26 protein-coding genes are annotated in these 23,213 nt (G+C 70.9%); 19 read left to right on the top strand and 7 right to left on the bottom strand.

The annotated features are described in order from the left end of the window. Positions 1-85 precede the first annotated feature (85 nt). From G446_RS21530 to G446_RS16445, 3 genes are read left to right on the top strand one after another with little or no spacing between them, the layout of a single operon-like run. The gene (locus G446_RS21530; protein WP_425393875.1) at positions 86-856 is read left to right on the top strand and encodes a helix-turn-helix domain-containing protein; all 771 of its coding nucleotides are present in this window, start codon (positions 86-88) and stop codon (positions 854-856) included. Further along, the gene (locus tag G446_RS20925) at positions 853-1,140 is read left to right on the top strand and encodes a hypothetical protein (RefSeq protein WP_245574618.1); all 288 of its coding nucleotides are present in this window, start codon (positions 853-855) and stop codon (positions 1,138-1,140) included. The genes G446_RS21530 and G446_RS20925 overlap by 4 nt, the downstream gene beginning before the upstream one ends. Next, positions 1,026-1,559 (top strand): IS30 family transposase, encoded by a 534-nt coding sequence (locus G446_RS16445; protein WP_245574617.1) that lies wholly within the window; start codon positions 1,026-1,028, stop codon positions 1,557-1,559. The genes G446_RS20925 and G446_RS16445 overlap by 115 nt, the downstream gene beginning before the upstream one ends. 308 nt (positions 1,560-1,867) lie before the next feature. Here G446_RS16445 and G446_RS0106905 read toward each other — a convergent pair whose 3' ends face one another. Next, complete coding sequence (locus G446_RS0106905; RefSeq protein ID WP_084779063.1) at positions 1,868-3,910, bottom strand: ABC transporter ATP-binding protein; 2,043 nt, start codon at positions 3,908-3,910, stop codon at positions 1,868-1,870. A 2-nt stretch (positions 3,911-3,912) separates the two neighbouring features. Continuing rightward, positions 3,913-5,664 (bottom strand): ABC transporter ATP-binding protein, encoded by a 1,752-nt coding sequence (locus G446_RS0106900; protein WP_026409614.1) that lies wholly within the window; start codon positions 5,662-5,664, stop codon positions 3,913-3,915. 216 nt (positions 5,665-5,880) lie between these two features. Here G446_RS0106900 and G446_RS16440 point away from each other — a divergent pair, with 216 nt between their 5' ends. From G446_RS16440 to G446_RS0106860, 8 genes are all read left to right on the top strand, one after another. Beyond that, positions 5,881-7,233: a sensor histidine kinase gene (locus G446_RS16440; protein ID WP_084779060.1), complete on the top strand. Its 1,353-nt coding sequence runs from the start codon at positions 5,881-5,883 to the stop codon at positions 7,231-7,233. After that, complete coding sequence (locus G446_RS0106890; protein WP_026409613.1) at positions 7,230-7,940, top strand: response regulator; 711 nt, start codon at positions 7,230-7,232, stop codon at positions 7,938-7,940. Before G446_RS16440 ends, G446_RS0106890 begins: the two co-directional genes overlap by 4 nt. Before the next feature lie 137 nt (positions 7,941-8,077). Beyond that, complete coding sequence (locus G446_RS0106885; RefSeq protein ID WP_026409612.1) at positions 8,078-8,986, top strand: ATP-binding cassette domain-containing protein; 909 nt, start codon at positions 8,078-8,080, stop codon at positions 8,984-8,986. Then, positions 8,983-9,750 carry an ABC transporter permease gene (locus G446_RS0106880; protein ID WP_026409611.1) on the top strand — a complete coding sequence of 256 codons (768 nt, stop codon included), beginning with the start codon at positions 8,983-8,985 and terminating at the stop codon, positions 9,748-9,750. The genes G446_RS0106885 and G446_RS0106880 overlap by 4 nt, the downstream gene beginning before the upstream one ends. 1 nt (position 9,751) lies before the next feature. Further along, positions 9,752-10,498 carry an ABC transporter permease gene (locus G446_RS0106875; RefSeq protein ID WP_026409610.1) on the top strand — a complete coding sequence of 249 codons (747 nt, stop codon included), beginning with the start codon at positions 9,752-9,754 and terminating at the stop codon, positions 10,496-10,498. Positions 10,499-10,834: 336 nt separating this feature from the next. Then, the gene (locus G446_RS0106870) at positions 10,835-11,419 is read left to right on the top strand and encodes an O-methyltransferase (RefSeq protein WP_034469512.1); all 585 of its coding nucleotides are present in this window, start codon (positions 10,835-10,837) and stop codon (positions 11,417-11,419) included. A 63-nt stretch (positions 11,420-11,482) separates the two neighbouring features. Then, positions 11,483-11,719 (top strand): YlcI/YnfO family protein, encoded by a 237-nt coding sequence (locus G446_RS0106865; RefSeq protein WP_026409608.1) that lies wholly within the window; start codon positions 11,483-11,485, stop codon positions 11,717-11,719. A 1-nt stretch (position 11,720) separates the two neighbouring features. After that, the gene (locus G446_RS0106860) at positions 11,721-12,035 is read left to right on the top strand and encodes a type II toxin-antitoxin system PemK/MazF family toxin (RefSeq protein WP_026409607.1); all 315 of its coding nucleotides are present in this window, start codon (positions 11,721-11,723) and stop codon (positions 12,033-12,035) included. A gap of 1,048 nt (positions 12,036-13,083) precedes the next feature. On the opposite strand, the gene G446_RS0106850 is transcribed toward G446_RS0106860, so the two are convergent. The 3 genes from G446_RS0106850 to G446_RS16435 are packed head-to-tail and all read right to left on the bottom strand — an operon-like array spanning position 13,084 to position 15,111. Further along, positions 13,084-13,737 carry an ABC-2 transporter permease gene (locus G446_RS0106850; protein WP_026409606.1) on the bottom strand — a complete coding sequence of 218 codons (654 nt, stop codon included), beginning with the start codon at positions 13,735-13,737 and terminating at the stop codon, positions 13,084-13,086. A gap of 37 nt (positions 13,738-13,774) precedes the next feature. Further along, positions 13,775-14,707 (bottom strand): ABC transporter ATP-binding protein, encoded by a 933-nt coding sequence (locus G446_RS0106845; protein ID WP_084779059.1) that lies wholly within the window; start codon positions 14,705-14,707, stop codon positions 13,775-13,777. Then, entirely contained in the window at positions 14,704-15,111 is a 408-nt protein-coding gene (locus tag G446_RS16435; RefSeq protein WP_034469509.1) for a GntR family transcriptional regulator, read from the bottom strand. The genes G446_RS0106845 and G446_RS16435 overlap by 4 nt, the downstream gene beginning before the upstream one ends. Before the next feature lie 109 nt (positions 15,112-15,220). Between G446_RS16435 and G446_RS0106835 the strand changes: the two genes are divergently transcribed. Next, positions 15,221-16,132 (top strand): PfkB family carbohydrate kinase, encoded by a 912-nt coding sequence (locus tag G446_RS0106835; protein ID WP_026409605.1) that lies wholly within the window; start codon positions 15,221-15,223, stop codon positions 16,130-16,132. 125 nt (positions 16,133-16,257) lie between these two features. Here the strand turns inward: G446_RS0106835 and G446_RS0106830 are convergent, their stop codons facing one another. Further along, complete coding sequence (locus G446_RS0106830) at positions 16,258-16,512, bottom strand: hypothetical protein (protein ID WP_156916556.1); 255 nt, start codon at positions 16,510-16,512, stop codon at positions 16,258-16,260. Between the two features lie 686 nt (positions 16,513-17,198). Here G446_RS0106830 and G446_RS0106825 point away from each other — a divergent pair. The 7 genes from G446_RS0106825 to G446_RS0106795 all read left to right on the top strand — a co-directional run bounded on the left by G446_RS0106825 (position 17,199) and on the right by G446_RS0106795 (position 22,318). Then, complete coding sequence (locus G446_RS0106825; RefSeq protein ID WP_026409603.1) at positions 17,199-17,636, top strand: PTS sugar transporter subunit IIA; 438 nt, start codon at positions 17,199-17,201, stop codon at positions 17,634-17,636. After that, positions 17,636-18,130, top strand: coding sequence for a PTS sugar transporter subunit IIB (locus G446_RS0106820; RefSeq protein WP_026409602.1), 495 nt, complete (start codon positions 17,636-17,638; stop codon positions 18,128-18,130). The genes G446_RS0106825 and G446_RS0106820 overlap by 1 nt, the downstream gene beginning before the upstream one ends. 145 nt (positions 18,131-18,275) lie before the next feature. Continuing rightward, positions 18,276-19,211 carry a PTS mannose/fructose/sorbose transporter subunit IIC gene (locus G446_RS0106815; RefSeq protein ID WP_034469506.1) on the top strand — a complete coding sequence of 312 codons (936 nt, stop codon included), beginning with the start codon at positions 18,276-18,278 and terminating at the stop codon, positions 19,209-19,211. Between the two features lie 20 nt (positions 19,212-19,231). Then, positions 19,232-20,086: a PTS system mannose/fructose/sorbose family transporter subunit IID gene (locus tag G446_RS0106810; protein WP_026409600.1), complete on the top strand. Its 855-nt coding sequence runs from the start codon at positions 19,232-19,234 to the stop codon at positions 20,084-20,086. Between the two features lie 113 nt (positions 20,087-20,199). Further along, on the top strand, positions 20,200-21,021 hold the full coding sequence (locus G446_RS0106805) for an HAD-IIB family hydrolase (RefSeq protein WP_026409599.1): 822 nt from the start codon (positions 20,200-20,202) through the stop codon (positions 21,019-21,021). After that, positions 21,021-21,632, top strand: a complete 612-nt coding sequence (locus G446_RS0106800) for a hypothetical protein (RefSeq protein ID WP_034469503.1) — start codon at positions 21,021-21,023, stop codon at positions 21,630-21,632. The genes G446_RS0106805 and G446_RS0106800 overlap by 1 nt, the downstream gene beginning before the upstream one ends. Next, positions 21,629-22,318 carry an HAD family hydrolase gene (locus G446_RS0106795; protein ID WP_026409597.1) on the top strand — a complete coding sequence of 230 codons (690 nt, stop codon included), beginning with the start codon at positions 21,629-21,631 and terminating at the stop codon, positions 22,316-22,318. The genes G446_RS0106800 and G446_RS0106795 overlap by 4 nt, the downstream gene beginning before the upstream one ends. A gap of 80 nt (positions 22,319-22,398) precedes the next feature. On the opposite strand, the gene G446_RS0106790 is transcribed toward G446_RS0106795, so the two are convergent. After that, positions 22,399-22,968, bottom strand: coding sequence for a hypothetical protein (locus tag G446_RS0106790; protein ID WP_026409596.1), 570 nt, complete (start codon positions 22,966-22,968; stop codon positions 22,399-22,401). Positions 22,969-23,213: the final 245 nt, after the last annotated feature.

Raw genomic sequence — 23,213 nt, 5'->3', positions numbered from 1 at the left:
CGCCGAGACGTGCACTTCGCACTCGAGCGGGCACTTTTAACTGGGCGGTGTCAGGGGGTGGTTGCACCATTACGGGTTCGGAGGAGTGATCGATGTGCCTCGTGGGGTGAGGGTCGCTGATGAGGTGCGCCTGCGGGCGATGGAGCTGATTGCGGATGGCTGGTCGGCGTCCGCGGCGGCTCGGGAGCTGGGCGTGTCGCACACGGCGGTGCAGCGGTGGGCTCGGGGGGCGGGCGTGGGACTGGCGATGGGGGCCGTGGGTGGAAGCGCCCTGGCGGCCGCCCGGCGCAGGCGGGCGGTGTTCGAGGCCTGGGCCGCCGGGGCCGGGCGGGCCGGGGCCGCCCGGGCCGGGGGCGTGTCGATCAGGACCGCGGGCAGGTGGTTGCACGATACGCGTATGAGCACCCCCGCCCGCCCCGTTGCCGCCGTCGAGTCCGCGCATGGCGGTGAGGTCCTGCGCCGAGGGCGGCGCGGGGGCGCCCTGCGGCCATCGGATCACCGGGGACCCGACGCGCGGGTGTCGGGGCGCGCCGGTCGGGGCCTGCGCCTGGGGGCCGGTGAGCGGGCCATGATCGCCACGGGCCTGGCGCAGGGGGACTTGGGCCGCCCTCATCGCCCGCCGGATCGGCCGGTGCCGGCAGACCGTGTCCCGCGAGATCCGCCGCGGGGCCGGCGTGGGGCGGGGTCTACCGCCGGGCGGCGGCGCAGGCCGCGGCCCGGGCGCCCTTGGCCCGCCCCAAGATCCGCAAGCTGGACGCCGATCCGGCCCTGCGCGAGCGGGTCGTCGACCCGCCCGGGGGATCGGGCCGGTCCCCAGGCAGATCGCCGCCCGTCTGCGGTTCGAGAACCCCGATGATGGGAGCATGCGCATCTGTCACGAGCAGATCCACCCAGGGGCCCGGGTGCGTCCAGGGCGCCGGCAGCCTGCGCGCCCAGTTGCGGGTGGAGGGGGCCCTGCGCACCGGACGCACCCGCCGCATCCCCCGCTCCCCACTGGCCGGACTGCCCAAGCCCAGGGGCAAGAGCTGGATCCAGGGCGCCACCATCAGTCTGCGCCCGCCCCAGGCCGACGACAGGGCCGTCCCCGGGCACTGGGAGGGAGACCTGATCATCGCCAGGCGACCCCCGGCAGCGCCCTGATCACCCTGGCGGAGCGTCGCAGCCGGTTCGTACTGATCACCCGTCCGGCGGCGGGCCACCGCACCCGCACCGTCACCGATGCCCTCAAGAGCATGGTCGACTCCCCGCCCCGGGCCGTGTACTCCACCATCACCTGGGACCAGGGCGCGGAGATGGCCGGTCACGCCGCCTTCACCCTCGCCACCGACATCAAGGTCTACTTCGCCGATCCTCACAGCCCCTGGCAGCGTCCCACCAACGAGAACACCAACGGCCTGATCCGCGAGTACTTCCCCAAGGGCACCGACTTCAACAACGTCACCGACGCCCAGGTCCAGGCCGTCCAGGACCAGCTCAACCGCCGCCCACGAGAAGTCTTGAACGGACAGACCCCCACCGAGATACTGGACACCATCATCAACGGTGCAACCACCCCCTGACACCGCCCTGCACTCTCGAATGCAAACTGCACCTCTCGAATACAAACTGCACCTCTCGAATGCAGAATGCACATCTCGACGAGCACAGGACCGACCCGCTCCCGCGGTCGTCGCCCGACCCGCGGCGCTTGCCCACGACCACGCCCGCCCGTGCACGACTCCCGGCGGGAAGGCGCTGATATTCGTCACTCACGACGCGCGGACGAGGATGTTCATCGGGAACATCCCGCCGGGCGTCGTGCTCATGATCGAGGAGCCCGCCATGTTCTTCACCTTCATCGGCGCCGGGGCCCTGGCGGCCCGCGAGACTACTCGAGCTCGAAGGCCCCGGTGTAGAGCCGGTAGTAGGTGCCGCGCCGCTCCATGAGCCGGTCGTGGCCGCCGCGCTCGATAATGCGCCCGTGGTCGAGGACCATAATGGCGTCGGAGTTGCGGACCGTGGACAGGCGGTGGGCGATGACGAACACCGTCCGCCCCTTCATGAGATTGTCCATGCCGGCCTGGACGAGGGCCTCGGTGCGCGTGTCGATGGAGCTCGTCGCCTCGTCGAGGATCATGACCGGCGGGTCGGCGACGGCGGCGCGCGCGATCGACAGCAGCTGCGCCTGCCCCTGCGAGAGGTTCGAACTGCCGCCCGAGATCACCGTCCGGTAGCCGTGGGGCAGGCGGCGGATGAAGCCGTCGGCGTTGGCCAGTCGCGCCGCCTCGATGCACTCCTCGTCGGTGGCGTCCAGGCGCCCGTAGCGGATGTTGTCCATGACGGTGCCCGTGAACAGCCGCACGTCCTGGAGGACGACGCCGAGCGAGCGGCGCAGATCCGCCTTGGCGATCTTGGTGATATTGATGCCGTCGTAGCGGATCTTGCCGTCGTCGAGGTCGTAGAAGCGGTTGATCAGGTTCGTGATCGTCGTCTTGCCGGCGCCGGTCGCGCCGACGAAGGCGATCTTCTGCCCCGGTTCGGCCCGCAGGGAGACGTCGTGGAGGACCTCCTTGACGCCGTCGTAGGAGAAGTCGACGTGCTCCATGACGATCTCGCCGCGCAGCCGCGTGTACGTGACCGTGCCCTCCGCCCGGTGGGGGTGGCGCCAGGCCCACACGCCCGTCTTTCGGTCGGCGGGCTCGACGCCGCCGTCGGCCGTCTCGACGGCGTCGACCAGGCCGACGTACCCGTCGTCGTGCTCGGGCTCCTCGTCGATGAGGGCGAAGACGCGCCCGGCGCCGGCCAGGCCCATGGCGATGAGGGCGACCTGCTGGGAGGCCTGGTTGATGGTCTGGGAGAGCTGGCGGACCATCGTCAGGTAGGACACGATGATGCCGACGGTGATCGCGCCCATGCCGGCGAATCCGATATTGGTGACCCGCAGCTGGATGAGCAGGCCGCCGACCATGGCGATCAGGACGTAGAGCAGGTTGCCCATATTGCCCACCACCGGGCCCAGGAGGTTGCCGTACCGGTTGGCCCTCTCCGAATCGGAGAAGAGCCGCTGGTTGAGCGCGGCGAAGTCGGCCTTCGCGGCCTCCTCGTGGTTGAAGACCTGGACGACCTTCTGCCCGCCCATGATCTCCTCGATGAAGCCCTCCTCGGTGGCGAGCGAGTGCTGCTGGGCGACCATGTACCGTGAGGACGCGCCGCCCAGCCTCCGGGTGACCTCGATCATGACGGCAACCACCACGACGACGAGGATCGTCAGCCACAGGCTGTAGTAGAGCATCATGGCGAGCATGGCGCCCAGGGTCAGCCCGGACTGGATGAGCGTGGGCACCGACTGGCCGATGAGCTGGCGGACGGCGTCCGTGTCGTTGGTGTACGTGGACATGACCGCGCCGTGGGCGTGGGTGTCGAAGTACTTGATCGGCAGGGACTGCATGCGGTCGAACATGTCGTCGCGCATGTGCTTGAGGGAGCCCTGCGTGACCACGGCCATGATCCGCGAGTACAGCAGGCTCGTGAGCACGCCGAGGGCGTAGACGGCGCCCATCATGGTGATGATCCGCACGAGCACGGGCGTGACGGCGTCGAGTCCCGCGCTCAGCCCGGGGGTGATGACCTCGTCGACGACCCGCTGCATGAAGATCGAGGCGACCGTCGAGGCGACGGAGGCGATGACGATGCTGATGGCCACGACGATCAGCCGCCACGGGTAGTGGCGGAACACGTAGGCCAGCAGGCGGCGGGCGGGGTGCTCGACGCGGGGCAGGTCGTCCGACTCCCGCCGGGCGTCGTCGTCGGCGGGCTCCGGGATCGGGGACGACGCCGTCGACGGCGACTCCCGCCGGGCGCCGGCGGCCGTGGGCTCGCGGGCGTCCTCAGGGCGCCGGTCCTCGGCGGCGCCGGTGCGGGTGCGCGCCATGGTCACGCCGCCTCCTCTTCCCGGCCCGTGCGGTTCTGCAAGGCGTGGATCTGCTGGTACTCCCCGCCCAGCGCCATGAGCTCGTCGTGGGTGCCGCGCTCCAGGATGCGGCCCTCGTCCAGGACGATGATCTGGTCGGCGTGCTCCACGGAGCTCAGCCGCTGAGCGATGATGATCTTGGTGGTGCCGGGGATCTCCCGGGCGAGGGCCCGGCGGATGAGGGCGTCGGTGCGGGTGTCGACGGCGGAGGTCGAGTCGTCGAGGATGAGGATCTTCGGCCTCTTGAGCAGGGCGCGGGCGATGCACAGGCGCTGCTTCTGGCCTCCGGAGACATTGGTGCCGCCCTGCTCGATGCGGGTGTCGTAGCCGTCGGGGAACTGCCGGACGAACTCGTCGGCCTGGGCGAGCTCGCAGGCGCGGACGAGCTGGGCGTCGGTGGCGTCGGGGTCGCCCCAGCGCAGGTTCTCCTTGACGGTGCCGGCGAACAGGACGTTCTTCTGCAGGACGACGGCGACCTCGTCGCGCAGTCCGGCCAGGTCGTAGTCGCGCACGTCGACGCCGCCGACCATCACGCGCCCGGCGGTCACGTCGTACAGGCGCGAGACGAGCTGGATGAGCGTCGTCTTCCCCGAGCCGGTGCCGCCCACGACGCCCAGGGTCGTGCCCGAGGGGATCGTCAGGTCGATCCCGCACAGGGCGTCGGCCTCGGCCTCCCGGGAGTAGCGGAAGGAGACGCCCTCGAAGCGGACCTCGCCGTCGGCCGCCTCGGCCAGACCGTCGGCGGGGGAGGTCAGGGAGGGACTGTGGACGATGACCTCGGCGACGCGGTTGGCGGATTCCGCCGATATGGAGACCATGACGAAGATGAAGGCGAGCATCATCATCGAGGCGAGGATCTGCACGCCGTAGGTCATCAGCGAGGAGAACTCGCCGGTCGTCAGCTCCGTGGCGCCGCTGTCCACGACCACCCGGGCGCCCAGGTAGTTGACGAGCATGAGCGCCGCGTAGATGAAGAAGACCATGATCGGACCGTTGAGCGCGAGGATCTTCTCGGCGCGGGTGAAGTCCCCGCGCACCTCCTGGGAGGCGGCCCGGAACTTCGTCTTCTCGTGATCCTCCGCGACGAAGGACTTCACGACCCGGATCGCGGAGAGGTTCTCCTGCACGGAATTGTTCAGGGCGTCGTACTTCTTGAAGATCCGGCGGAAGATCGGGAACACGTAGGCGACCAGGCCGATGAGCGCGCCGCCGAGCAGCGGCAGCATGATGATGAAGATGAGCGCCAGCCGCGGGTTGATCATCAGGGTCATAATGACCGAGAAGACGATCATGAGGGGCACGCGCACGGCGACGCGGATGATTATCTGGTACGCGTTCTGGATGTTCGTGACGTCGGTGGTCATGCGGGTGACCAGCGAGGACGCCGAGAAGCGGTCGATGTCCGCGAAGGAGAAGTCCTGGACCCGGAAGAACAGGTCCTGGCGCAGGTTGCGGGCCAGGCCGGCGGCGGCGGTGGCGGCGCGCACGCCGGACATAACGCCGCACGCCAGCGAGGCCACCGACATGACGACCAGGGCCAGGCCGATCCGCAGGATCGGGCCCATGGCCCCGCCCGTGAGGGTGTCGATGAGCTCGGCCATCATGAGGGGCAGGATGCACTCGAGCCCGGCCTCGCCCACCATGAACAGCGGCGCCTGCAGCGACGGCCCCCGGTACTCGCGCAGGCTGCGCATGAGTATGCGTACGGTTTTCACAGACGTCTTCTACCAATTCCCTTTTAGAACCCAGCGAACTCTACCAGAGGAGGGGAGGGCGCGAGGGCCCGGTTCGGCGCGACGGCGGGGAAGCGGGGGCGCACGGCCCCGCCGGCGGGGCGGACGCGCTCGCGGGCCGCGGCGCCCAGGCCGACGTGGATCTCGAAGCCGATCCGGATGCCGTACTCCTCGCCGATGGCGTTTTAGCCTGAGAGCATGAAGCGCCCCTGCGAGTCCCCGTCGATCCAGCCGTCGGACCCGTCGCCCTCCGAGGCCGCCCCCGCCCCGGGGCCGCAGCCGGGTGGCGATGATGGAGCGGGCGGCGGTGCGGAGGCCGCCCCCGCCCCGGGGCCGCAGCACTGGCCGGAGCGCCACCGCAGGGGAATCGACCTCGCCGTCGTCGCCCTAGTCCTGGCCTACAACCAGCTCGTCCTGTCCGTGCCCGCGCAGGGCCCGGTCCCGTGGCTGCTGGAGGCGCTCTGCCCGGGCCTGGCCCTCGCCTACCTCCTCAGGCGACGCCGTCCCCTGACGGCCTTCGCGGTCATGCTCCTTCTCACCTGGGCCCAGCTGCTCGCCGCCCCCCTCGGCGGGTTCCTCCCCGTCGACCTCCTGCTGGGGCTCATGGTCCACCACCTCGCGGACACCCGCCGGCGGGCGGTCTCCCTGACGGCCGCCGCCCTCGTCATGGCCTGGGTCCCGATCGCCTTCGCCCCGGCCCTCCGAATGGGCTACAGCCGACTCAGCCTTCCCGGACTGGCCATGATCGCCGTGGCCTGGGCCTGGACCACGGGGGCCCTTCGCCGCGCGCGCCGCGACCGCCTGGCCGCCCTGGTCGACGCCGCCGAGTACCGGCTGCGCGAGGAGCGGGCGCGCCGCCGGGTCCTGGAGCGGGAGGAGCGCTCCCGGATCGCGCGCGAGATCCACGACGTCGTCTCCCACGGTCTGGGGGTCATGGTGGTGGTCGCCGACGGCGCCGCCGCGACCGCCTCCTCCAACCCCGAGCGGGCCGCCGCCGCGATGCTCCGCGTCCGGGACACCGGGCGTGAGGCCCTGGGCGAGATGAGGCGGATGCTCGCCGTCCTGCGCGACGATGAGCCGGCCGGGCTCGCGCCCGGGCCCGGCGCGCAGGACCTGGAGGCGCTGGTCGACGAGGCCCGCGAGACCGGTCTGCCCGTCCGCCTCGAGGTCTCCGGCGGACTCGACCTGCCCGCCGGGCTCGGCCTCACCGTCTACCGCACAGTCCAGGAGGGCCTGAGCAATGCGCGCAGGCACGCCGGCGCGCCCGGCCGGGTCGAGGTGCGCGTGAACAGGGGGCCGGAGGATCTCGTGGTGGAGGTGCTCGACAACGGCGACGGCGCTCCCCCCGCCGCGGCGCCGGGAGGGCCCCCGGCGGGGGCCGCGCTGCCCCCGATGGGCGGTCATCCGGCCGGCGCCGCCCCGGGGTACGGCCTGACGGGCATGCGCGAGCGGATCGCCGCCCACGGCGGCACCCTCGAGGCGGGGCCGCGGCCGGGCGGCGGATTCGCCCTGCGCGCCGTCCTGCCGGTCCGAACCCGGGAGGGGGCATGACCATCAGGATCGTCCTGGTCGACGACCAGGAGATGTACCGGCTCGGATTCCGCATGCTGCTGGAGACCCGGGAGGAGGTGGAGGTGATCGGCGAGGCCGAGGACGGCCGGGCGGCCGTCGAGCTGATCTCCCGCGTGGAGGCCGACGTCGTCCTCATGGACGTGCGCATGCCGCGGATGAACGGCATCGAGGCGACCCGCCGGATCGCGGCGCGGGCCCCCGGACCCCGGGTCCTGGTGCTGACGACCTTCGACCTCGATGAGTACGCCTTCGAGGCGATCCGCGCCGGCGCCGGGGGCTTCCTCCTCAAGGACGCCTCCTTGGAGGAACTCATGGCCGCGATCCACCATGTCCACGCCGGCGACGCGGTCATGGCGCCCTCGACGACCCGCCGTCTGCTGGAGCGCTTCGCCGTCCGTCCGCCCGCCGTCGGGCCGGGACGGACGGACGCGCGGATGCTCGAATCCCTCACCGCCCGCGAGCGCGAGGTGCTCCTCCTGCTGGCCCGCGGCCTGACCAACGGGGGCATCGCCCGGGAGCTGTCGGTCGCCGAGGGGACGGTGCGGGTCCACGTCAGCCGGATCCTGGGCAAGCTGGAGCTGAGGGACCGGGCGCAGGCGGTCGTGCTGGCCTACGAGTCGGGGCTGGTCGCCCCGGGGCGCGGGCGCGGCGCCGACGACGGCCCGCTCGCCCCGACCAGACGGTAAGCCGCCTCCGCCGCTCGCCCCGGGTGGCGGCGGGTCGAGCGGGAGGAGGCGGGCGCGCGGGCGTATGCGATACGCATAGGCCCGTCTGGTCCCGCGGGCGGAGGCCCGGACGCCGACGCCCGAGAATACTCGAGGGCATGAACGATCTCGTCCAGACCTTCAACCTGACCAAGCGCTACGGGGGGCGGACCGTCGTCGACGGGCTGAACCTGCGCATCCCCCGGGGTGCGGTCTACGGCTTCCTCGGCCCCAACGGCTCGGGCAAGTCCACCACCATGAAGATGCTCCTGTCCCTCGTGCGGCCCACCGGCGGGCGGGTCCTCATCGACGGCGAGCCCATGACCCGCCGCACCCGCCGTCGTCATCTGGCCCGTATCGGCGCCCTCATCGAGTCCCCGCCGGGTTACGGGCATCTCACGGGGGCGGAGAACATGCGGATCCTCCAGCGGCTGCTCGACCTGCCCGACCGGGATGTGGCGCGCGCGGTGGACGCCGTCCGCATGGGCGGGCAGATGGGCAAGAGGGTCCGCGAGTACTCCCTGGGCATGAAGCAGCGCCTGGGGATCGCCATGGCGCTCGCACGCCGCCCCTCGCTGCTCATCCTCGACGAGCCCGTCAACGGCCTCGACCCGGCGGGCATCGAGGAGATCCGCCGACTGGTGCGCGACCTGGCGTCCGACGGCGTGACCGTCATGGTCTCCTCCCACCTGCTGGGCGAGATCGACCGGACCGCCACCGTGCTGGGCATCATCGCCCGGGGCACCCTGATCTTCCAGGGCACTCGCGCCGAGCTCGCGGGCGCCTCCGCGCCGGACACGCTCCTGGAGTGCTCGGACCCGGCGGCCGCCTCCGGCCTTCTGGCCGCCCGGGGCGCCGCGCCGGTTCGCGACCGCGACCTGCTGCGGATCCCCGGCCTGACGCGCCGGGCCACGGCCGACGCCGTCGCCGTCCTCGTGAGGGAGGGCATCGGCGTGTACGCGGTGCGCCAGGAGGAGCGGAGCCTGGAGGACGTCTTCATGGCCCTCACCCGGGGAGGCGGACTGTGAACACCGCCCTCGGCCTTCGCGCACTGCGCAACGAGTTCGCCAAGATGCGCCACCTGCGCATCGGGGCCGTCGTGGCCCTCCTCCTGGGCGGCGGGGCCGTCCTCACCGTGGCCTGGGCCATGGGCTCGGGCCTGCCCGACCACCGGCTGGATGCCGACGGCTACGGGTGGAGGCTGCTCATGGTCTCGCTGCACTCCTCCGCCATGCTCGTCGCCCCGGTCCTTCTGGCCGTCGCGGCCAGCCGCCAGGTGGAGATCGAGCACTCGGGCGGCGGCTGGTGGGCCTCCGCCGCCGCGGGCGCCGCCCCGGGGCGGCTGTGCCGGGCCAAGCTCCTCGCCCTCGGGCTGCTCGTCACGCCCGTGCCCGCGGTCTGGGGCGCCATCGTGGCGGCCCTCGGCACGGCGATCGGCGTAGCCGCCCCCTTCCCGGCGGCCCGTCTTATCGGGCTCGTGGTCTCCCTCATGGTCATCGACCTCGCCGTCCTCGCCGTCCAGCTGCTGGCCTCCGCCAGGGCGGACAACCAGCTCGGGCCGCTGGCCCTGGGGATCATCGGGACCCTTCTGGGCCTCTTCTCCCAGATCATGCCCACCTGGGTGCGGTGCCTGAGCCCATGGACCGCCTACGGTCTCGTCGCCCCCGCCGACTTCGTCGGCGAGGACCTGGTCGATCTGGACGCGCACCCGGGGCTCCTGGCCGCCCTGGCCGTGGCCGGCACCGCGCTCTTCCTGGCCGTCACCGCGCACCTGGACCGTCGGGAGGTCTGAGATGAAACCCGTTCTCGCTGAAATCCTCAAGCTGCGCGGCTCCACGAGCTGGGCGGTGGCCGTGCTCCTGCCGGTGGCCTCGGTCGTCAGCGCCTGCATCTTCGTCCGGCCCGACGGCTGGCGGCTCCTGTGGATCCGGTCCGTCGGCTTCTACGGCATGGCTCTGCTCCCGGTCGGGCTGGCGGTGCTGGCCTCTCTCGTGTGGCGCGTGGAGCACCGGGGCTCTAACTGGAACGTCCTCATGAGCACGCCCGTGCCCACGTGGCGGACGGTGGTCGCCAAGACCGCGGCCATCTGGCTGCTCGCATCGGGCATGCAACTCGTCCTGGTCCTGGCCGTGGCGGCCGTCGGTGTCGGCGCTCTGGGCCTTCCGGGCGCGCCGCCGGGGCTCTGCCTCGCCGCCGGCGCTCTGACCGCCGTGGCCTGCGCGCCGGTGTGCGCCCTGCAGTCGGCGATCTCGGCCTTCACCCGGTCCTTCGCCCTGCCCGTTGCCGCGGGACTGTGCCTGACGGGAGTCGGCACCACGATGCTGCTGGCGCACGTGCCGGGGATCTGGCTGCTGCCCCATGCGCTGGTGACGCGGACCACCCAGATCGGGGCCCTGGAGAGGGGTTCGGCCACGGGCTTCACCGTCCAGGACCTCACCTGGGGCAGTGCCGCGGCGACGGTCGGGACGGCCGCGATCCTCACGGGCATTGTCATCGCCGCCACGACCCTTGCGCTCAATCGCACCGACGCCCGCAACTGAGAGCTCACCGAGACCGACCGAAACCGTGGATGTCTCATGGCTTCCGGCACTGCCGGAAGCCATGAGGCATCACGGCGGAAAATGCACGCGAGACCGGCGGAAAGTGCACATCCTGTGGATAGCTCGGGCGTAGCAGATGCCGCCCCGTAGCCAGGTAGTCGATGGCGGCCTCCCCGCCGTCCTCGACGGTGGTGACGGCGCACCGCCGCATCCCGACGACGAAGCGCGGTATGCGGCGTGCAGACAGGCTCCAGCGCCTCGCACTGCGCGCCGGCGACCGGATCCGCGGCACCCGCGGCAATTGCCGCCGGGGCCCGGCGCTGCAAGACTCCCGCCATGGACACCGGCCGCCGCGTCCTCCTCGACCGCCTGTGGTCCGAGGGCCGGGTCTTCGACGCGGCCCAGCCCGACCGCCTCGACCGCCGCCGCAACCTCGAGCCCGAGAGCGCGGAGCTGCTCGCCCTCCTCGTGCGCACCGCCGGCGCCGACCGCGTCCTCGGGCTCGGCACGTCCAACGGCTACTCGACGATCTGGCTGGCCGACGCCGTCGAGCCGGACGGACGGGTCACCACGGTCGATCTCGACCCCGGACGCGCCGCCGAGGCGACCGCGAGCCTCGCCGCCGCCGGCGTGAGCGACGTCGTCGAGCAGCTCGTCGCCGACGCGGGCCAGGTCCTGGCCGATCAGGCGGACGCCTCCTGGCCGCTCATCTTCCTCGACGCCGAGCGCGGCCTCTACGCCTCCTACTGGGCCGACCTCCTGCGGGCGCTCGCCCCCGGTGGGCTGCTCGTCGTCGACAACTGCGTCTCGCACGCCGACCAGGTGGCCGACTTCCGCGCCCTCGTTGACGCCGAGCCGAGCGTGCGCAGTGCGCTCGTTCCGATCGGCGCCGGTCTTCTGCTCATCAGCAAGGACCGCTGAGCTCCGCCGGCGCGGCACCTCCTACGAATCCCATTTCGGGATGCACGACGTTATCCTGAGCTCATGAGCACCCAGATCGCCGTGAGGCTGCCCGACGACGTCGTCACCTTCCTCGACGAGGCCGTCTCCGCCGGGGTCGCTCCGAGCCGTGCCTCTCTCGTCACCGAGGCCCTTGAGCGCGAGATGCGCCGCAGGGCCGCGTTGCGCGACCTCACGATCCTGCACCGCGAGGGCCCCGCCGACGACCTCGATGAGCTCGTCGCCTGGAGCACCGACCAGCGTCCTGCCCCTGAGGACTGACGTGCGCGAGGTCTGCCTGGCCAGGCTCGACAAGACCCGCCCCGTCGTCGTCCTCACCCGTGCAGCGGCACGCGAGGCGATGACGAAGGTGACGGTCGCGCCCATCACCTCGACCGTCAAGGGGCTCTCAAGCGAGGTCCCGGTGGGGCCCGCCGAGGGGCTCGACCATGACTGCGCGATCAGCCTCGACAACGTTTTGACGATCCCGAGCAGCCGCCTGGGCCGGACGCTCGGCCTCCTCAGCCCCGCGCAGGAGAAGGCCCTCGCCCGCGCGATCGTCCTCGCCTACGACCTCGACCTGCCGCTCATGTCCTGAGGCCCGGTCAGGTGGGCGGGAGTGGGCCCCCGAAGGTTATTCAGTGGGCTCATGGTGGCGCTCTCCTGTGCGGACCATTCATGTGCGGTTGGACCACGTCGGTCCGACCGTCGTTCCCGGGGGCGGAGTGCACGTCCCGGCGTCCGGGGCGCAGCGGCGCCGGGCGCCGCGGTCCGCGAGATCGCCGGGTAACCGCCGAGCACGTCACTTAACCCGCGAGCACGTCTGCCAGAGTGACGTGCTCGCGGGTTAAGTGACGATCTCGCGGGTTAAGTGACGTGCTCGCGGGTTGGGTGACGATCTCGCGAGCCGGGGCGCGTCACGACATGCGAGACGCCGTCCCACCATGCGGGACGACCGGCGGGAGCGGGGGACGCCGGAACCGCCCCCGATGCCGCCCGGGCCGCCCCCGACGATCACCCCGGCCGATCCCGCCATCGCGGTTCGGGGCGACGGCGGGGCGGAAAAAGGTGGCCGGCGCTTAACTTTCGGGTGCGCGGCGACTCCTGCGCTCATGGGGAATGGCGTCATTGCGCCATTTCGTGATGGGAGGAGCGCGGGACGAAGGGTGAAAGATATGCGACAGCCACCTTTTTTGAGCCGCCGGACCTCCCGCCATGGGTCCGCCCGCGCCCGCAGCGAAACGAATGGGGCGGATGAGGTGGTGCGCAGCAGCATTCGCAGCCGCGCCCGAGTCCGCGGCGGAGGAGCCTCGCGGGAATCACCACCGCACCAAGGGGCTCACCCGCGGCGGAGCGGATGAAGGCCATGACGGACACCTCGACGAGCAGGGTCGACGACCAGGCGGTACCCGCGGGAACGCCGCTCGACGTCGAGATGCGGCGGGTTATAGGCGTGGATGCGTTGGTCAAGTTCCGGTTCTCCGTTGTGATGGTGGGGTGGAGTCGGGTTCTGTGCCAGCGGTTGATCCGGGGCGGTGCTTGACGTCCTCGGCTGATCGTGCAGCCCGTGAGGGCCCGATCGGTCAGAGTCGGGGCCTGCCCGGTGCGCTGCGATCCGATGAGGAGGCGCGGGAGCGCCGAGGGCGTCACAGGCTCCGGCGCCGGTAGAGGCGAACTGAGCTCACGGCGGACAGGGCGAGCACCGCCGCCGCGATCCCCGACCCGACCGCCCCGGTCCACGGCGAGCCCGCCCACCGGATAATGGTGGCGGCCAGATCGGGGAGCTTCTGGGTCAGGAGCCCGAAGGCGAACATGAGGATCATGGTCGCGCCGTAGGCGTACATTCCCGTGCGCGCATAGCCCAGGGAGAAGAAGAGGAGGAGCTGGATGGCGACGATCACGCCGACCGCCCCCACGGCCAGACCCGCGATCCCCACCGTGGACAGGGGGAGGAGTCCGGTCCAGGGGCCGCGCACGGCGTCGTCGACCCGTGCGGCGATGAGGCCCACAAGGGTTGCGGCGGCGACGATCAGGGCGACGAGCAGGTAGCGGGCGACGACGAACTGCGCGCGCGTCACCGGCAGAACCGAGTACATGGTGTCCAAGTGCGCGCGCTCGTCCTGCGCGAACAGGGCGCTGGGCAGGAAGGCGACCGTCAGGACGCACACGGCGATGGCCGGCGTCGCCCCGCCCATGACGAGGTTCGCTGTGGAGATGATGGCCGCGACGACGACGAAGCTGCACAGCGTGGCGGCGTGGGCGGACAGCTCCGCGCGCAGCAGGTTCCAGATGACGTGCATGTCAGTGCCCTTCTCGATGATTCTTCCGGTGCTTCTCTCAGTGCTTCTCGGCGAGCTCCGCGGCGGAGCGGGCGCTGCGGCGGTCGGGCTCCGGGCCGCGGGTCATGGCCACGACGGCCTCGTCGATGGACGGGGGCTCGATGAGGACATCGGGGCCGAAGACGGCGGTGTCCGCGGTCCTGATGAGCCCCGCGAAGGCGCCCGCCCCGTTGCGCCGGGTTCCGACGAGGACGGCCTCGGCCCCGGGGGTCAGGGCGGAGACGGGGCCGCGGGCCATCGCCCACTGCTCGACGAGGTCGGGCAGGGTCCCGGCGAAGCGGGTGCGGCCGGCCCCGATGATGTGGAGGTGATCGGCGATGCGCTCCAGGTCGGAGGTGATGTGGGTGGAGAAGAGGACCGTCCGCCCCTCGGCGATGAGGAAGTCGCGGAGGATGTCGAGGACCTCCAGGCGCGCGACGGGGTCCAGGCCCGAGGTCGGCTCGTCGAGGATGAGGAGCTCGGGGCGGTGGGCGAGGGCGAGGGCGAGCTGGAGCTTGACGCCCTGCCCCCGCGACAGGTCCTTGATCTTGACCCGGGCCGGCACGTCCAGGCGGGTCAGGAGGTCGTCGAGCAGGTCCCGGTCCCAGTCGGGATAGAAGCGCTCCAGGCTGCGGGCGGCGGAGACGGCCGTCCAGTCCCGGGACAGGGCCAGGCGGTCCAGGACGACGCCGATGCGCCCGTGGCGGGCCCCGGGGGCGCCGCCGAGCACGCTGATCGAACCGGCGTCGATGCCGACCATGCCGAGCATCGCCTTGATGGCGGTGGTCTTGCCGGCCCCGTTGGGCCCGACGAAGCCGGTGACCATGCCGGCGGGCACGGTCATGTCGAGGGGCCCCAGGGTGAAGGTCCCCTGCCTGCGCACGACGGCGTCCAGGCGGATGGCGCCGGCGGGCGCCGGGCGGGCCGCGTCCGCGGGCTCCGGGCCGTTCACTCCTTCTCGGCCGGCTTCCCGCCGGTCTGCTTCTTCTCGGTCCATCGTCGTGCGGTCCTTTCGTGGAGGTCGGGCAGGTCGAGGCCGGCCAGGCGCGCGGTGGCGACGGCGCCGTCGAGCTGGGCGTCCAGCCGGGCGAGGAGCCGTTCGCGGGTCTCGGACTCGTCCTGGGGGAGGACGAAGCTGCCGCGGCCGACCTGGTTGGCGATGAGGCCGGCCGCGGCGAGGTCGTTGTAGGCGCGGGTGGTGGTGATGAGGGAGACCTCGAGGTCCCTCGCGAGCCGGCGCAGCGAGGGCAGCGGGGTCCCGGCGGGCAGGTCGCCGGACCAGATGGCCTGACGGATCTGATCGACGATCTGCTCGTACATGGGCGTCCCGGACGTCCGGGAGAGGACGATGTGCACACACTGTTTATATCGCACATGTACAGCATGTGCAATCCTGTGTCCGGATCCGGCCCCGGTTACGATCCACCCCGTGACGACTCACCCCGCCGAAGCGAAGGAGCTCATCATGGGACGCGTCATCGTCGTCGGTTCCATCAACCAGGACATCACGGTCACGGTCGACCGCTTCCCCCGGCCGGGCGAGACCCTCTCGGACACCTCCACCACCTACCGCCTGGGCGGCAAGGGGGCCAACCAGGCCGCGGCGGCCGCCCACGCAGGGGCCACCGCATTGTTCGTCGGCCGCGTCGGCGGCGACGCGTCGGGCATCGCCCTGCGCGAGGAGCTGCGCGAGCACGGCGTGGACGTCTCCGCCCTGCGCACGGACGAGGAGACCACCAGCGGAATCGCCTTCATCACCGTCAACGCCGTCGGGGAGAACACGATCATCCTCGACGCCGGGGCCAACGGCCGCGTCACCGGGGAGCAGGCGGCCGCGGAGGTCGAGCTCGCGCCCGACGACGTCGTCGTCCTGCAGGGCGAGATCCCCCCGGCCGTCAACGAGACCGTCATCGCCTGGACGCATGCGGCCGGGGCGAGGGTGGTCCTCAACCTGGCCCCCGTCTACCCGATCCCGGCGGAGACGCTGGCGAGCGTGGACGTCCTGGTCGTCAATGAGGGCGAGTGCGGGCTCGTCCTGGGGGCTCCGGCGCCCGAGACGGCCGAGGAGGCCGTCTCCGCGGCGGTGGCGCTGCACGAGCGGGGCATCCCCCGCGTGCTCGTGACGCTCGGCGGGAACGGCGCCGCGCGGGCCTCGGACGAGGGCGCGGTGCACGTCCCGGCGATCGACCTGGGACCGGTCGTCGACACGACGGGAGCCGGAGACGCCGCGGTCGGCGCGCTCGCGGCGGCGCTCGCCGCGGGCCACGACTTCCCGGATGCGGTGAATGAGGGCATGCGCGCGGGCTCGACGGCGGTCCTGTCCGCGGGCGCCGCGGCCTCCTACGCGGGCATCGCGCCCGTCGCCCCGCGGCCCTGAGGCCGTCCGGGCCAGTATGAGGGGGTGTGCCGATCGTAGACGGGAGCCCCCCGCGTGAGAGCCGGGCGCGGGGCATGGCGGGCTCGGGCGGGCGAGGATGGGACCGGGCCCGCTTCCCGACCCGGTCAGCGCAGCCAGACGCACCACCACTTGGTCCATCTCCCGACTCGACGGTAGGAGCACAGCGTGTCGGGGTAGCGCCTGTGGTCGAGCGCATTCTCATTGACGGTGATGCGGCTGTCCTGCTGCACCGCGACGACTGCGGGCCCGGAGACGACGGGCTCGGCGTCGGCCGAGAGCGGGCAGAGAATCATCACCCAGCCGAGAAGAATAGTTACCGTCACGGCGCCGAGAATACGCACCGCGCGAGTGGATTTCACGAGAACCTCCGAAGAATCGGGATGAGGAAGGGCGAGGGGTCGATGCGGAGAGGAAGTAATAATGGCATTACCATGACCCGCGGGCCGATCCGCGTCAATCGGCCGATCGGAGGTCCGCCGGTCGGTCATAATATTGGCGGACGCCCCGTCCCGCGGGGGATCCCGGTCCGCCCCGGCGCCGGGTGGACCCATCGGATGAGCGCATCGACGCCGCCGGCTCCCCCGGTCCGCGCACGGCGGTACCCGGACCGTCATCCTCTTCCGGCGCGCCGCCCCGGCCCTCGGTCCGCACGGCGGTCCGGACCGCCCTTCCGCCGTCGCCGCGGGCGCGGACGGACCCCGGCCGTCGCCGCCGCCCGGGACGCCCTGATCGCCCCACCGCCGCGGGCGCGGGCACGGCCGGGCGCCGCGGTCCGACGCCGTCGGGCCGCAGGACGACTCCGCCGGGACTCCACACCCCTCTGACGTCAGACGACTTGTCCGTCGATTTTACTGACTTCCCGTTCGGAGGTGCGACGCGGCGGGATGTGACGTATTATGGCGCGGGATGCCTTGCAGATAAGGTTCTAGCAATTGAATTGCACAGTATCCCCGCGGGGTCAACGGCGCCTCTCCGTCGGCCCTGCGCGCCGCGGTGCGATCCGATCCCGGATCGCACCGACACACCAAGGAGTTAAGGAGCGCCCATGGTCGCTGTCATTGTCGCCGCCCACGGTCATCTGGCGGAGGGGCTGATCGCCTCGTCCGCCATGATCGCGGGCCCCCAGGAGGACCTCGTCGCCGTCACCTTCGACCCCTCGGAGGGCCCGGACGACCTGCTCGCCAAGTACGCCGCCGCCGTCGAGAAGTCCTCGAGCGACCACTACCTGATCCTCGTGGACCTGCTCGGGGGCAGCCCGTACAACGCGGCGGCCCGCTTCGCCGCGCAGCGCGAGGACGCCGACGTGGTCACCGGCGTCAACCTGCCCATGCTCATCGAGGTCCTCGGCCGCCGCATGATCGGCGGGACCCTGCCCGAGCTGGTCGAGACGGCCCGGACCGCCGGAGCCGGCGGCGTCAAGGTCCTCTCCGAGATCTTCACCCCCACCACCACCGAATCCGACGACGAAGGAGACGAGCTCTGATGGATATCAAGCTCCTGCGCATCGACTCACGCCTGGTCCACGGCCAGGTGGCCAACAACTGGGCGGGGACCCTCGGGGCCGAGGCCATCCTCGCGGTGTCCGACGGCGCCGCCAATGACGAGCTGCGCAAGACGCTCATGCTCCAGACCGGTGGCGGCAAGGTCAAGGTCCACGTCCTGGGCGTGGAGAAGGCCGCCCGCGTCTACAAGAACCCGAAGTACGCCAGCCTCAAGACCGTCATCGTCGTGGAGACCCCGGCGGACGTCGTCCGGCTGCTCGACCTGGGCGTCAAGGCGGACGAGGTCAATGTCGGCGGCATGACCTTCAAGCAGGGCACCAAGGCCCTGTCCCAGGCCGTCTACATCTCGGACGAGGACGCCAAGGCCTTCCAGGAGATCGACAAGCGCGGCATCACCCAGTACATCCAGCAGGTCCCCTCGACCGGCCGCTCGGATCTCATGGAGGCCCTGAAGTCCAAGGGCTTCATCTCCTGAAAAACGCCCGCCCGGTCGTGGCGCCATCGCCGCGACCGGGCCGCGGCGATGGCGCTCGAGGAGGAGCGCCGACGCCGAGAGCTCCCGGGCCCGTCCGGTGATCATCCTCCCGCCCTCTCCCGTCATATCCGCAGAAAGCAGACTCATGCAAGATATCAGCATGGTCCAGATCATCCTCGTGACACTCGTGGCCTTCCTGGCCGGTTGCGACTCCGTTCTGGACGAGCGCATGTTCTACCGTCCGATCATCGCCTGCACCCTCACCGGCCTGGCCCTGGGCGACCCGAAGACCGGCATTATGGTCGGCGGGGCCCTGGAGCTGCTGAGCCTGGGCTGGATGAACGTCGGCGCCGCCATGGCCCCCGACGCCGCCCTGGCCTCGACCGTGTCCACCGTCATCGCCATCGCCGGCGGGCAGTCCCGGGACGAGGCCATCGCCGTGGCGGTTCCGCTGGCCGTCGCGGGCCAGGCCCTGACCATCTTCGTGCGCACGGTCAACGTCTTCTTCGCCCACCGGGTGGACAGGCTCGCCGACCGGGCCAATATGCGGGGCATCGAGGTCATGCACTTCATCGCCCTGTCCCTCCAGGGCCTGCGCGTGGCCGTGCCCACCGCCGCTGTCGCCTTCTTCGCCTCCGGCGACAGCGTGGAGAAAGCCCTCAAGGCCATTCCGGCCGTCATCACCAACGGCCTGCATATCGCCGGCGGCTTCATCGTCGTCGTCGGCTACGCCATGGTCATCAATATGATGAAGGCGCGCAAGCTCATGCCGTTCTTCTTCATCGGCTTCGTCGTCGCCACCTTCTCCACCACAATGGCCGGGAGCGGATCGATCGCCGACCCGAAGGGCGGGCACGACCTGAGTCAGTGGGGCGATCTGTCCAAGTGGGTCGTCAGCACCGTCCCCACCGGCGTCACGCTCGTCGCCCTGGGCATCCTCGGCCTCTGCCTGGCCTTCATCTACGTCCAGCTCAACCCCGAGTTCCACGAGGCCGTGCGGCTGCCCCAGCCCGTCGCCGCGGGCGGCGGTGGCGGCTCGGACGACGACCTCGATGACGACCTGGACGACGAGCTCGACTGAACGCGGAAGGAAGCACGATCATGACCACCGAGGCGAACACCTCCGCCCCCGAGCGCATGCTCACCACCAAGGACCTGCGGAGCATGTACTGGCGCTCCACCTTCCTGCTCGGGTCCTTCAACTTCGAGCGCATGCAGGCCATCGGCTTCTGCATCACCCTCATGCCCGCCATCAAGAAGTTCTACCCGGACGACAAGACCCAGCAGGCGGCCGCGCTCAAGCGCCACCTGGAGTTCTACAACACCCACCCGTGGATCTCCTCGGTCGTCTTCGGCGTCACCGCCGCCATGGAGGAGCAGCGCGCCAAGGGCGAGGGCATCGAGGACGACACCATCACCAACGTCAAGATCGGCCTCATGGGGCCGCTGGCCGGCGTCGGCGACCCCATCTTCTGGGGCACCGCCCGCCCGGTGCTGGGGGCCCTGGGCGCATCCCTGGCGGCCACCGGCTCCTGGCTCGGCCCGCTCGTCTACTTCTTCGGCATCAACGTCATCCGCGTCCTCGTGCGCTGGTACGGCCTGAGGCTGGGCTACGAGCGCGGCACCGCCATGGTCACCGAGGTCGGCGGCGGCCAGCTCAAGCGCATTACGCAGATCGCGGCCATCACCGGTCTGTTCGTCATGGGAGCCCTGGTCTCCAAGTGGACGACCATCAAGTTCCCCCTCGTCGTCTCCACGGCGACCGACCAGAAGACCGGGATCGTCACCGTGACGACCCTCCAGAACATCCTGGACAACCTGCTGCCCGGCGCCGCCGCGCTCGGCCTGACCTTCGCGTGCATGTACCTGCTCAATAAGAAGATCAACGCCCTGTGGATCATCATGGGCATGTTCGCCATCGGCATCCTGGGCGCCTGGACCGGCTTCCTGGGGTGACGCCGCGCCGCGCCGCGGGCACCGACGGGGCCGCCGGGGACACCCTCCCGGCGGCCCCGTCCGCCCCGGGCCACGGCCGTACCAGCACCCGGAAATCCGAGGAGTACAGATAAATGCCCCAGCTCATCGCCACCGATCTCGACGGCACGATCCTGTTCGACCGGAAGGTCCCCCCCGCCGACCTCGACGCCATGAGGCGGTGGAGGGCGGCCGGGAACCTGCTCGTGGTGGACACCGGCAAGTCCGTCTTCGCCACCCGCGACACCCTCGAACCCGAGGGCGTCGCCTTCGACTACGCGGTCGCCTTCACCGGCGCGGTGCTCGCCGACGGCGACTACCGCGTGCTGACATCCCGTTTCCTGCCCGACGGCCTGGCGCACGAGATCGTCATGTCCCTCCAGGGGATCGACGGGCTGACGGTCTTCGCCACCACCCTGGAGACCGACTACATCATTTCGGACACCTACCACGAGATCTCCCCGATCCTCCAGGTGTTCGTCCCCATGACGCCCGGGGAGATGAGCGGGCACCGCTTCATCGGGGTGCCCATGCGGGTGCGCGACGACGACGTGCGCGAGCGCATCGTCGCCGACCTCGCCGGGCGCTGGGGCGAGCAGCTCGAGGTGGTGCGCAACCAGGAGTTCCTCGACGTCATTCCCGCCGGGGCGACCAAGGGCACGGGCCTGAACGACCTGATCGCCTGGCTCACCCGCCCCGACGGTCCCCACCCGGGCGAGAGCGTGGAGACCTGGACGATCGGCGACTCGTGGAACGATATCCCCATGCACGCCGTCGCCGACCACGCCGTCGCCCTGCCCTGGTCCCCCGCGGAGGTCACCGCCGCGTGCGAGCGCACCGCGGGCTCCCTGGCCGAGCTCGTCGACTCCATCCTCGGGCCCGGGGCCCGGGCCGGCGCTCTCGGGGAGGGGCGCTGATGGCGGGGCTGGGCACCAGGATCCGCGACTGGTTCAACGGCGGCGACCCCGACGGGCGCGCCAAGATCCGCCAGTGGGCGCGCGGCTACGACGACAAGCGCCCGGAGGGCTACACCTACGGCATGATGGGGCCGGCCATGGGCCTGTCGGTGCTCGCCGGGCTCCTCTACCCGCTGACCAGGGGGTACGGGAGCGTGGTCGCCCTCGCCCTGGCGGTCTTCCTGCTGCTGGGGCGCCACATGATCGAGCGGCAGGTGGCCGGTGTCGTCTCGGACCTCCAGGAGGCCCGGCGCCAGTACGGGCGCACCCGCAACCCGGAGTACCTCCAGTTCATCGATCTGCGCGCCTCCGGTCTGCTCCGGGACAACAAGATGCTCACCGCCCCGGCCAAGGCGTGGCTCGCCGAGCAGATCGAGTGGGCCCGGGAGAAGACGGCCAAGCACGAGCAGCGGGCGGCCAAGAAGGCCCGCAAGCGCCGCCGCAACGGCGCTCCAAAGCGCGCACCGGAGACAGAGCCTCCGGAGAACGAGTCCCCGGAGAAGGAATCTTCGCAGACCGAGTCCCCGCAGAAGAAGTCCTCGCAGACCGAGTCCCCGCAGGAGGAGACATGACCAATACCGGCCGCTATATCAGAGCCGTCCTGTGGGACATGGACGGTACGCTCATGGACTCCCAGCCCCTGTGGGACGAGTCCTTCCGCAACTGCTGCCGGGAGCGGGGCGGGACCGTCACCCCCGAGCAGGTCGCGGGCATTGCGGGGGCGTCCATTGCGCGCACCTGCGAGCTCATCGCCGAGACCGGCGCCACGGCCTCGCCCCAGGACCCCGCCACCGCCGAGGTCTTCGCCGAGATATCGGCCCGGGTCGAGGCGGCCGTCCGCGCCGATCCCCCGATCCTTCCCGGCGCCAGGAGCATCACCGCCACGCTCAACGAGATCGGGCTGGCCCAGGTCATTGTCACCCAGTCCCCGCGCCCCATTGTCGAGGCGGTCGCCCACGCGCTGGGCGACGTGTTCGTCGAACTGGTCACCGGCGACGACGGGCTGCCGGGCAAGCCCACCCCCGCGCCCTACGCGGCGGCGATCGAGCGCCTCGGCCTGAGCCCCGAGGAGTGCGTCGTCGTCGAGGACTCCGCCACGGGGGCGGCCTCGGCGCGCTCCAACGACCTGCGGGTCATCCAGGTGGGCGGCGAGACCAAGCTCTTCCCCGGCGATCCGGGCCTGGTGGTCGTCAAGGACCTGGCCTCCATCACGCCGCACCTGCTGCTGTGGGACGACTCCATCGGGTCAGTCGGGTAGTGGGGGGTTCAGCCCGCCGGGGCCCCGGACACCGCCCCGGTCGATCCTGGAAATGCGACCGGACGCCCGCCGCACAGCCTTCACGACCCACCGTCCGCATCGAGATCGGGAAGATCCTCCACGACTTCTACCGCGGACGCCTCCTGGAAGCCCTCGAACACGTCATCGAAGTGGTCCTCGTACACCACGTCCGCACCGCTCCCCGAATGCGCTTCAATCGCCCGCCCCCGATGACGGTAGTCGGATTCGAGTATCTCCCTGAAGATCCGCCGCGGCCCTATGAGGGCGACGCACAGCACTATGTAAAAGGCCGTCAACCCCATGATATAGATCATAAATTCCTGGATGTTGTTCAAATCAAATGGCGGAATGAGCATGGTCGAAGCCAGGCAGAATCCCAAGAACACGCCCGTCGACCGGATCATCCAGGCGACCCCCAATGATTCCCTCCATCTAGTCGGGGGGTCCGCGCAGATGACGACGACCGGCGCGAGGACGAGGGCATAAAGCCCAAAAATCCCCAGTATGAGGTCAAGGCCCGAGAAGTAGATCACGGCAATCCATCCCCAGAACATCACAAGGACTGTCGTCGCGGATGTCGCGCACGTCCGCAGCAGGCTCTTCAAGAAGACATCCCTTCTCTTACTCATGATATTCCCGTACTCCTCCGTCCCGCACCCATCGCGTCGGTCTCACAGCGCACCGGCCATCAGACCTTGCAGTACTTGCACCACGGGTTTCCGCCGAGGATGCGCAGAATGTTCGGCGACCCCTTGAGGCGTTGACAACGTCAGTCTAGTCCTTGCGCATCCTCTTGACCCGGGGGTCCGCCATGGCGCTCCTTCCTTCGTAGAACGGTTCGGTCGGTCGGGGCTACTGGTGCAGCGACTCGGAG

It is taken from the genome of Actinomyces dentalis DSM 19115 (assembly GCF_000429225.1).
Taxonomy (GTDB): domain Bacteria; phylum Actinomycetota; class Actinomycetes; order Actinomycetales; family Actinomycetaceae; genus Actinomyces; species Actinomyces dentalis.
This window is presented reverse-complemented; position numbering and strand designations above follow the sequence as displayed.

Bases quoted from the DNA above. Each gene is read 5' to 3' on its own strand.
- G446_RS0106905 (WP_084779063.1), bottom strand. From the start codon at position 3,910: ATGGCGCGCACCCGCACCGGCGCCGCCGAGGACCGGCGCCCTGAGGAC.
- G446_RS0106825 (WP_026409603.1), top strand. From the start codon at position 17,199: ATGGTCGCTGTCATTGTCGCCGCCCACGGTCATCTGGCGGAGGGGCTG.
- G446_RS0106795 (WP_026409597.1), top strand. From the start codon at position 21,629: ATGACCAATACCGGCCGCTATATCAGAGCCGTCCTGTGGGACATGGAC.
- G446_RS0106820 (WP_026409602.1), top strand. From the start codon at position 17,636: ATGGATATCAAGCTCCTGCGCATCGACTCACGCCTGGTCCACGGCCAG.
- G446_RS16440 (WP_084779060.1), top strand. From the start codon at position 5,881: ATGAAGCGCCCCTGCGAGTCCCCGTCGATCCAGCCGTCGGACCCGTCG.
- G446_RS0106870 (WP_034469512.1), top strand. From the start codon at position 10,835: ATGGACACCGGCCGCCGCGTCCTCCTCGACCGCCTGTGGTCCGAGGGC.
- G446_RS0106885 (WP_026409612.1), top strand. From the start codon at position 8,078: ATGAACGATCTCGTCCAGACCTTCAACCTGACCAAGCGCTACGGGGGG.
- G446_RS0106890 (WP_026409613.1), top strand. From the start codon at position 7,230: ATGACCATCAGGATCGTCCTGGTCGACGACCAGGAGATGTACCGGCTC.
- G446_RS0106810 (WP_026409600.1), top strand. From the start codon at position 19,232: ATGACCACCGAGGCGAACACCTCCGCCCCCGAGCGCATGCTCACCACC.
- G446_RS0106865 (WP_026409608.1), top strand. From the start codon at position 11,483: ATGAGCACCCAGATCGCCGTGAGGCTGCCCGACGACGTCGTCACCTTC.
- G446_RS0106850 (WP_026409606.1), bottom strand. From the start codon at position 13,737: ATGCACGTCATCTGGAACCTGCTGCGCGCGGAGCTGTCCGCCCACGCC.
- G446_RS0106815 (WP_034469506.1), top strand. From the start codon at position 18,276: ATGCAAGATATCAGCATGGTCCAGATCATCCTCGTGACACTCGTGGCC.
- G446_RS0106790 (WP_026409596.1), bottom strand. From the start codon at position 22,968: ATGAGTAAGAGAAGGGATGTCTTCTTGAAGAGCCTGCTGCGGACGTGC.
- G446_RS0106800 (WP_034469503.1), top strand. From the start codon at position 21,021: ATGGCGGGGCTGGGCACCAGGATCCGCGACTGGTTCAACGGCGGCGAC.
- G446_RS0106875 (WP_026409610.1), top strand. From the start codon at position 9,752: ATGAAACCCGTTCTCGCTGAAATCCTCAAGCTGCGCGGCTCCACGAGC.
- G446_RS0106835 (WP_026409605.1), top strand. From the start codon at position 15,221: ATGGGACGCGTCATCGTCGTCGGTTCCATCAACCAGGACATCACGGTC.
- G446_RS0106805 (WP_026409599.1), top strand. From the start codon at position 20,200: ATGCCCCAGCTCATCGCCACCGATCTCGACGGCACGATCCTGTTCGAC.
- G446_RS20925 (WP_245574618.1), top strand. From the start codon at position 853: ATGATGGGAGCATGCGCATCTGTCACGAGCAGATCCACCCAGGGGCCC.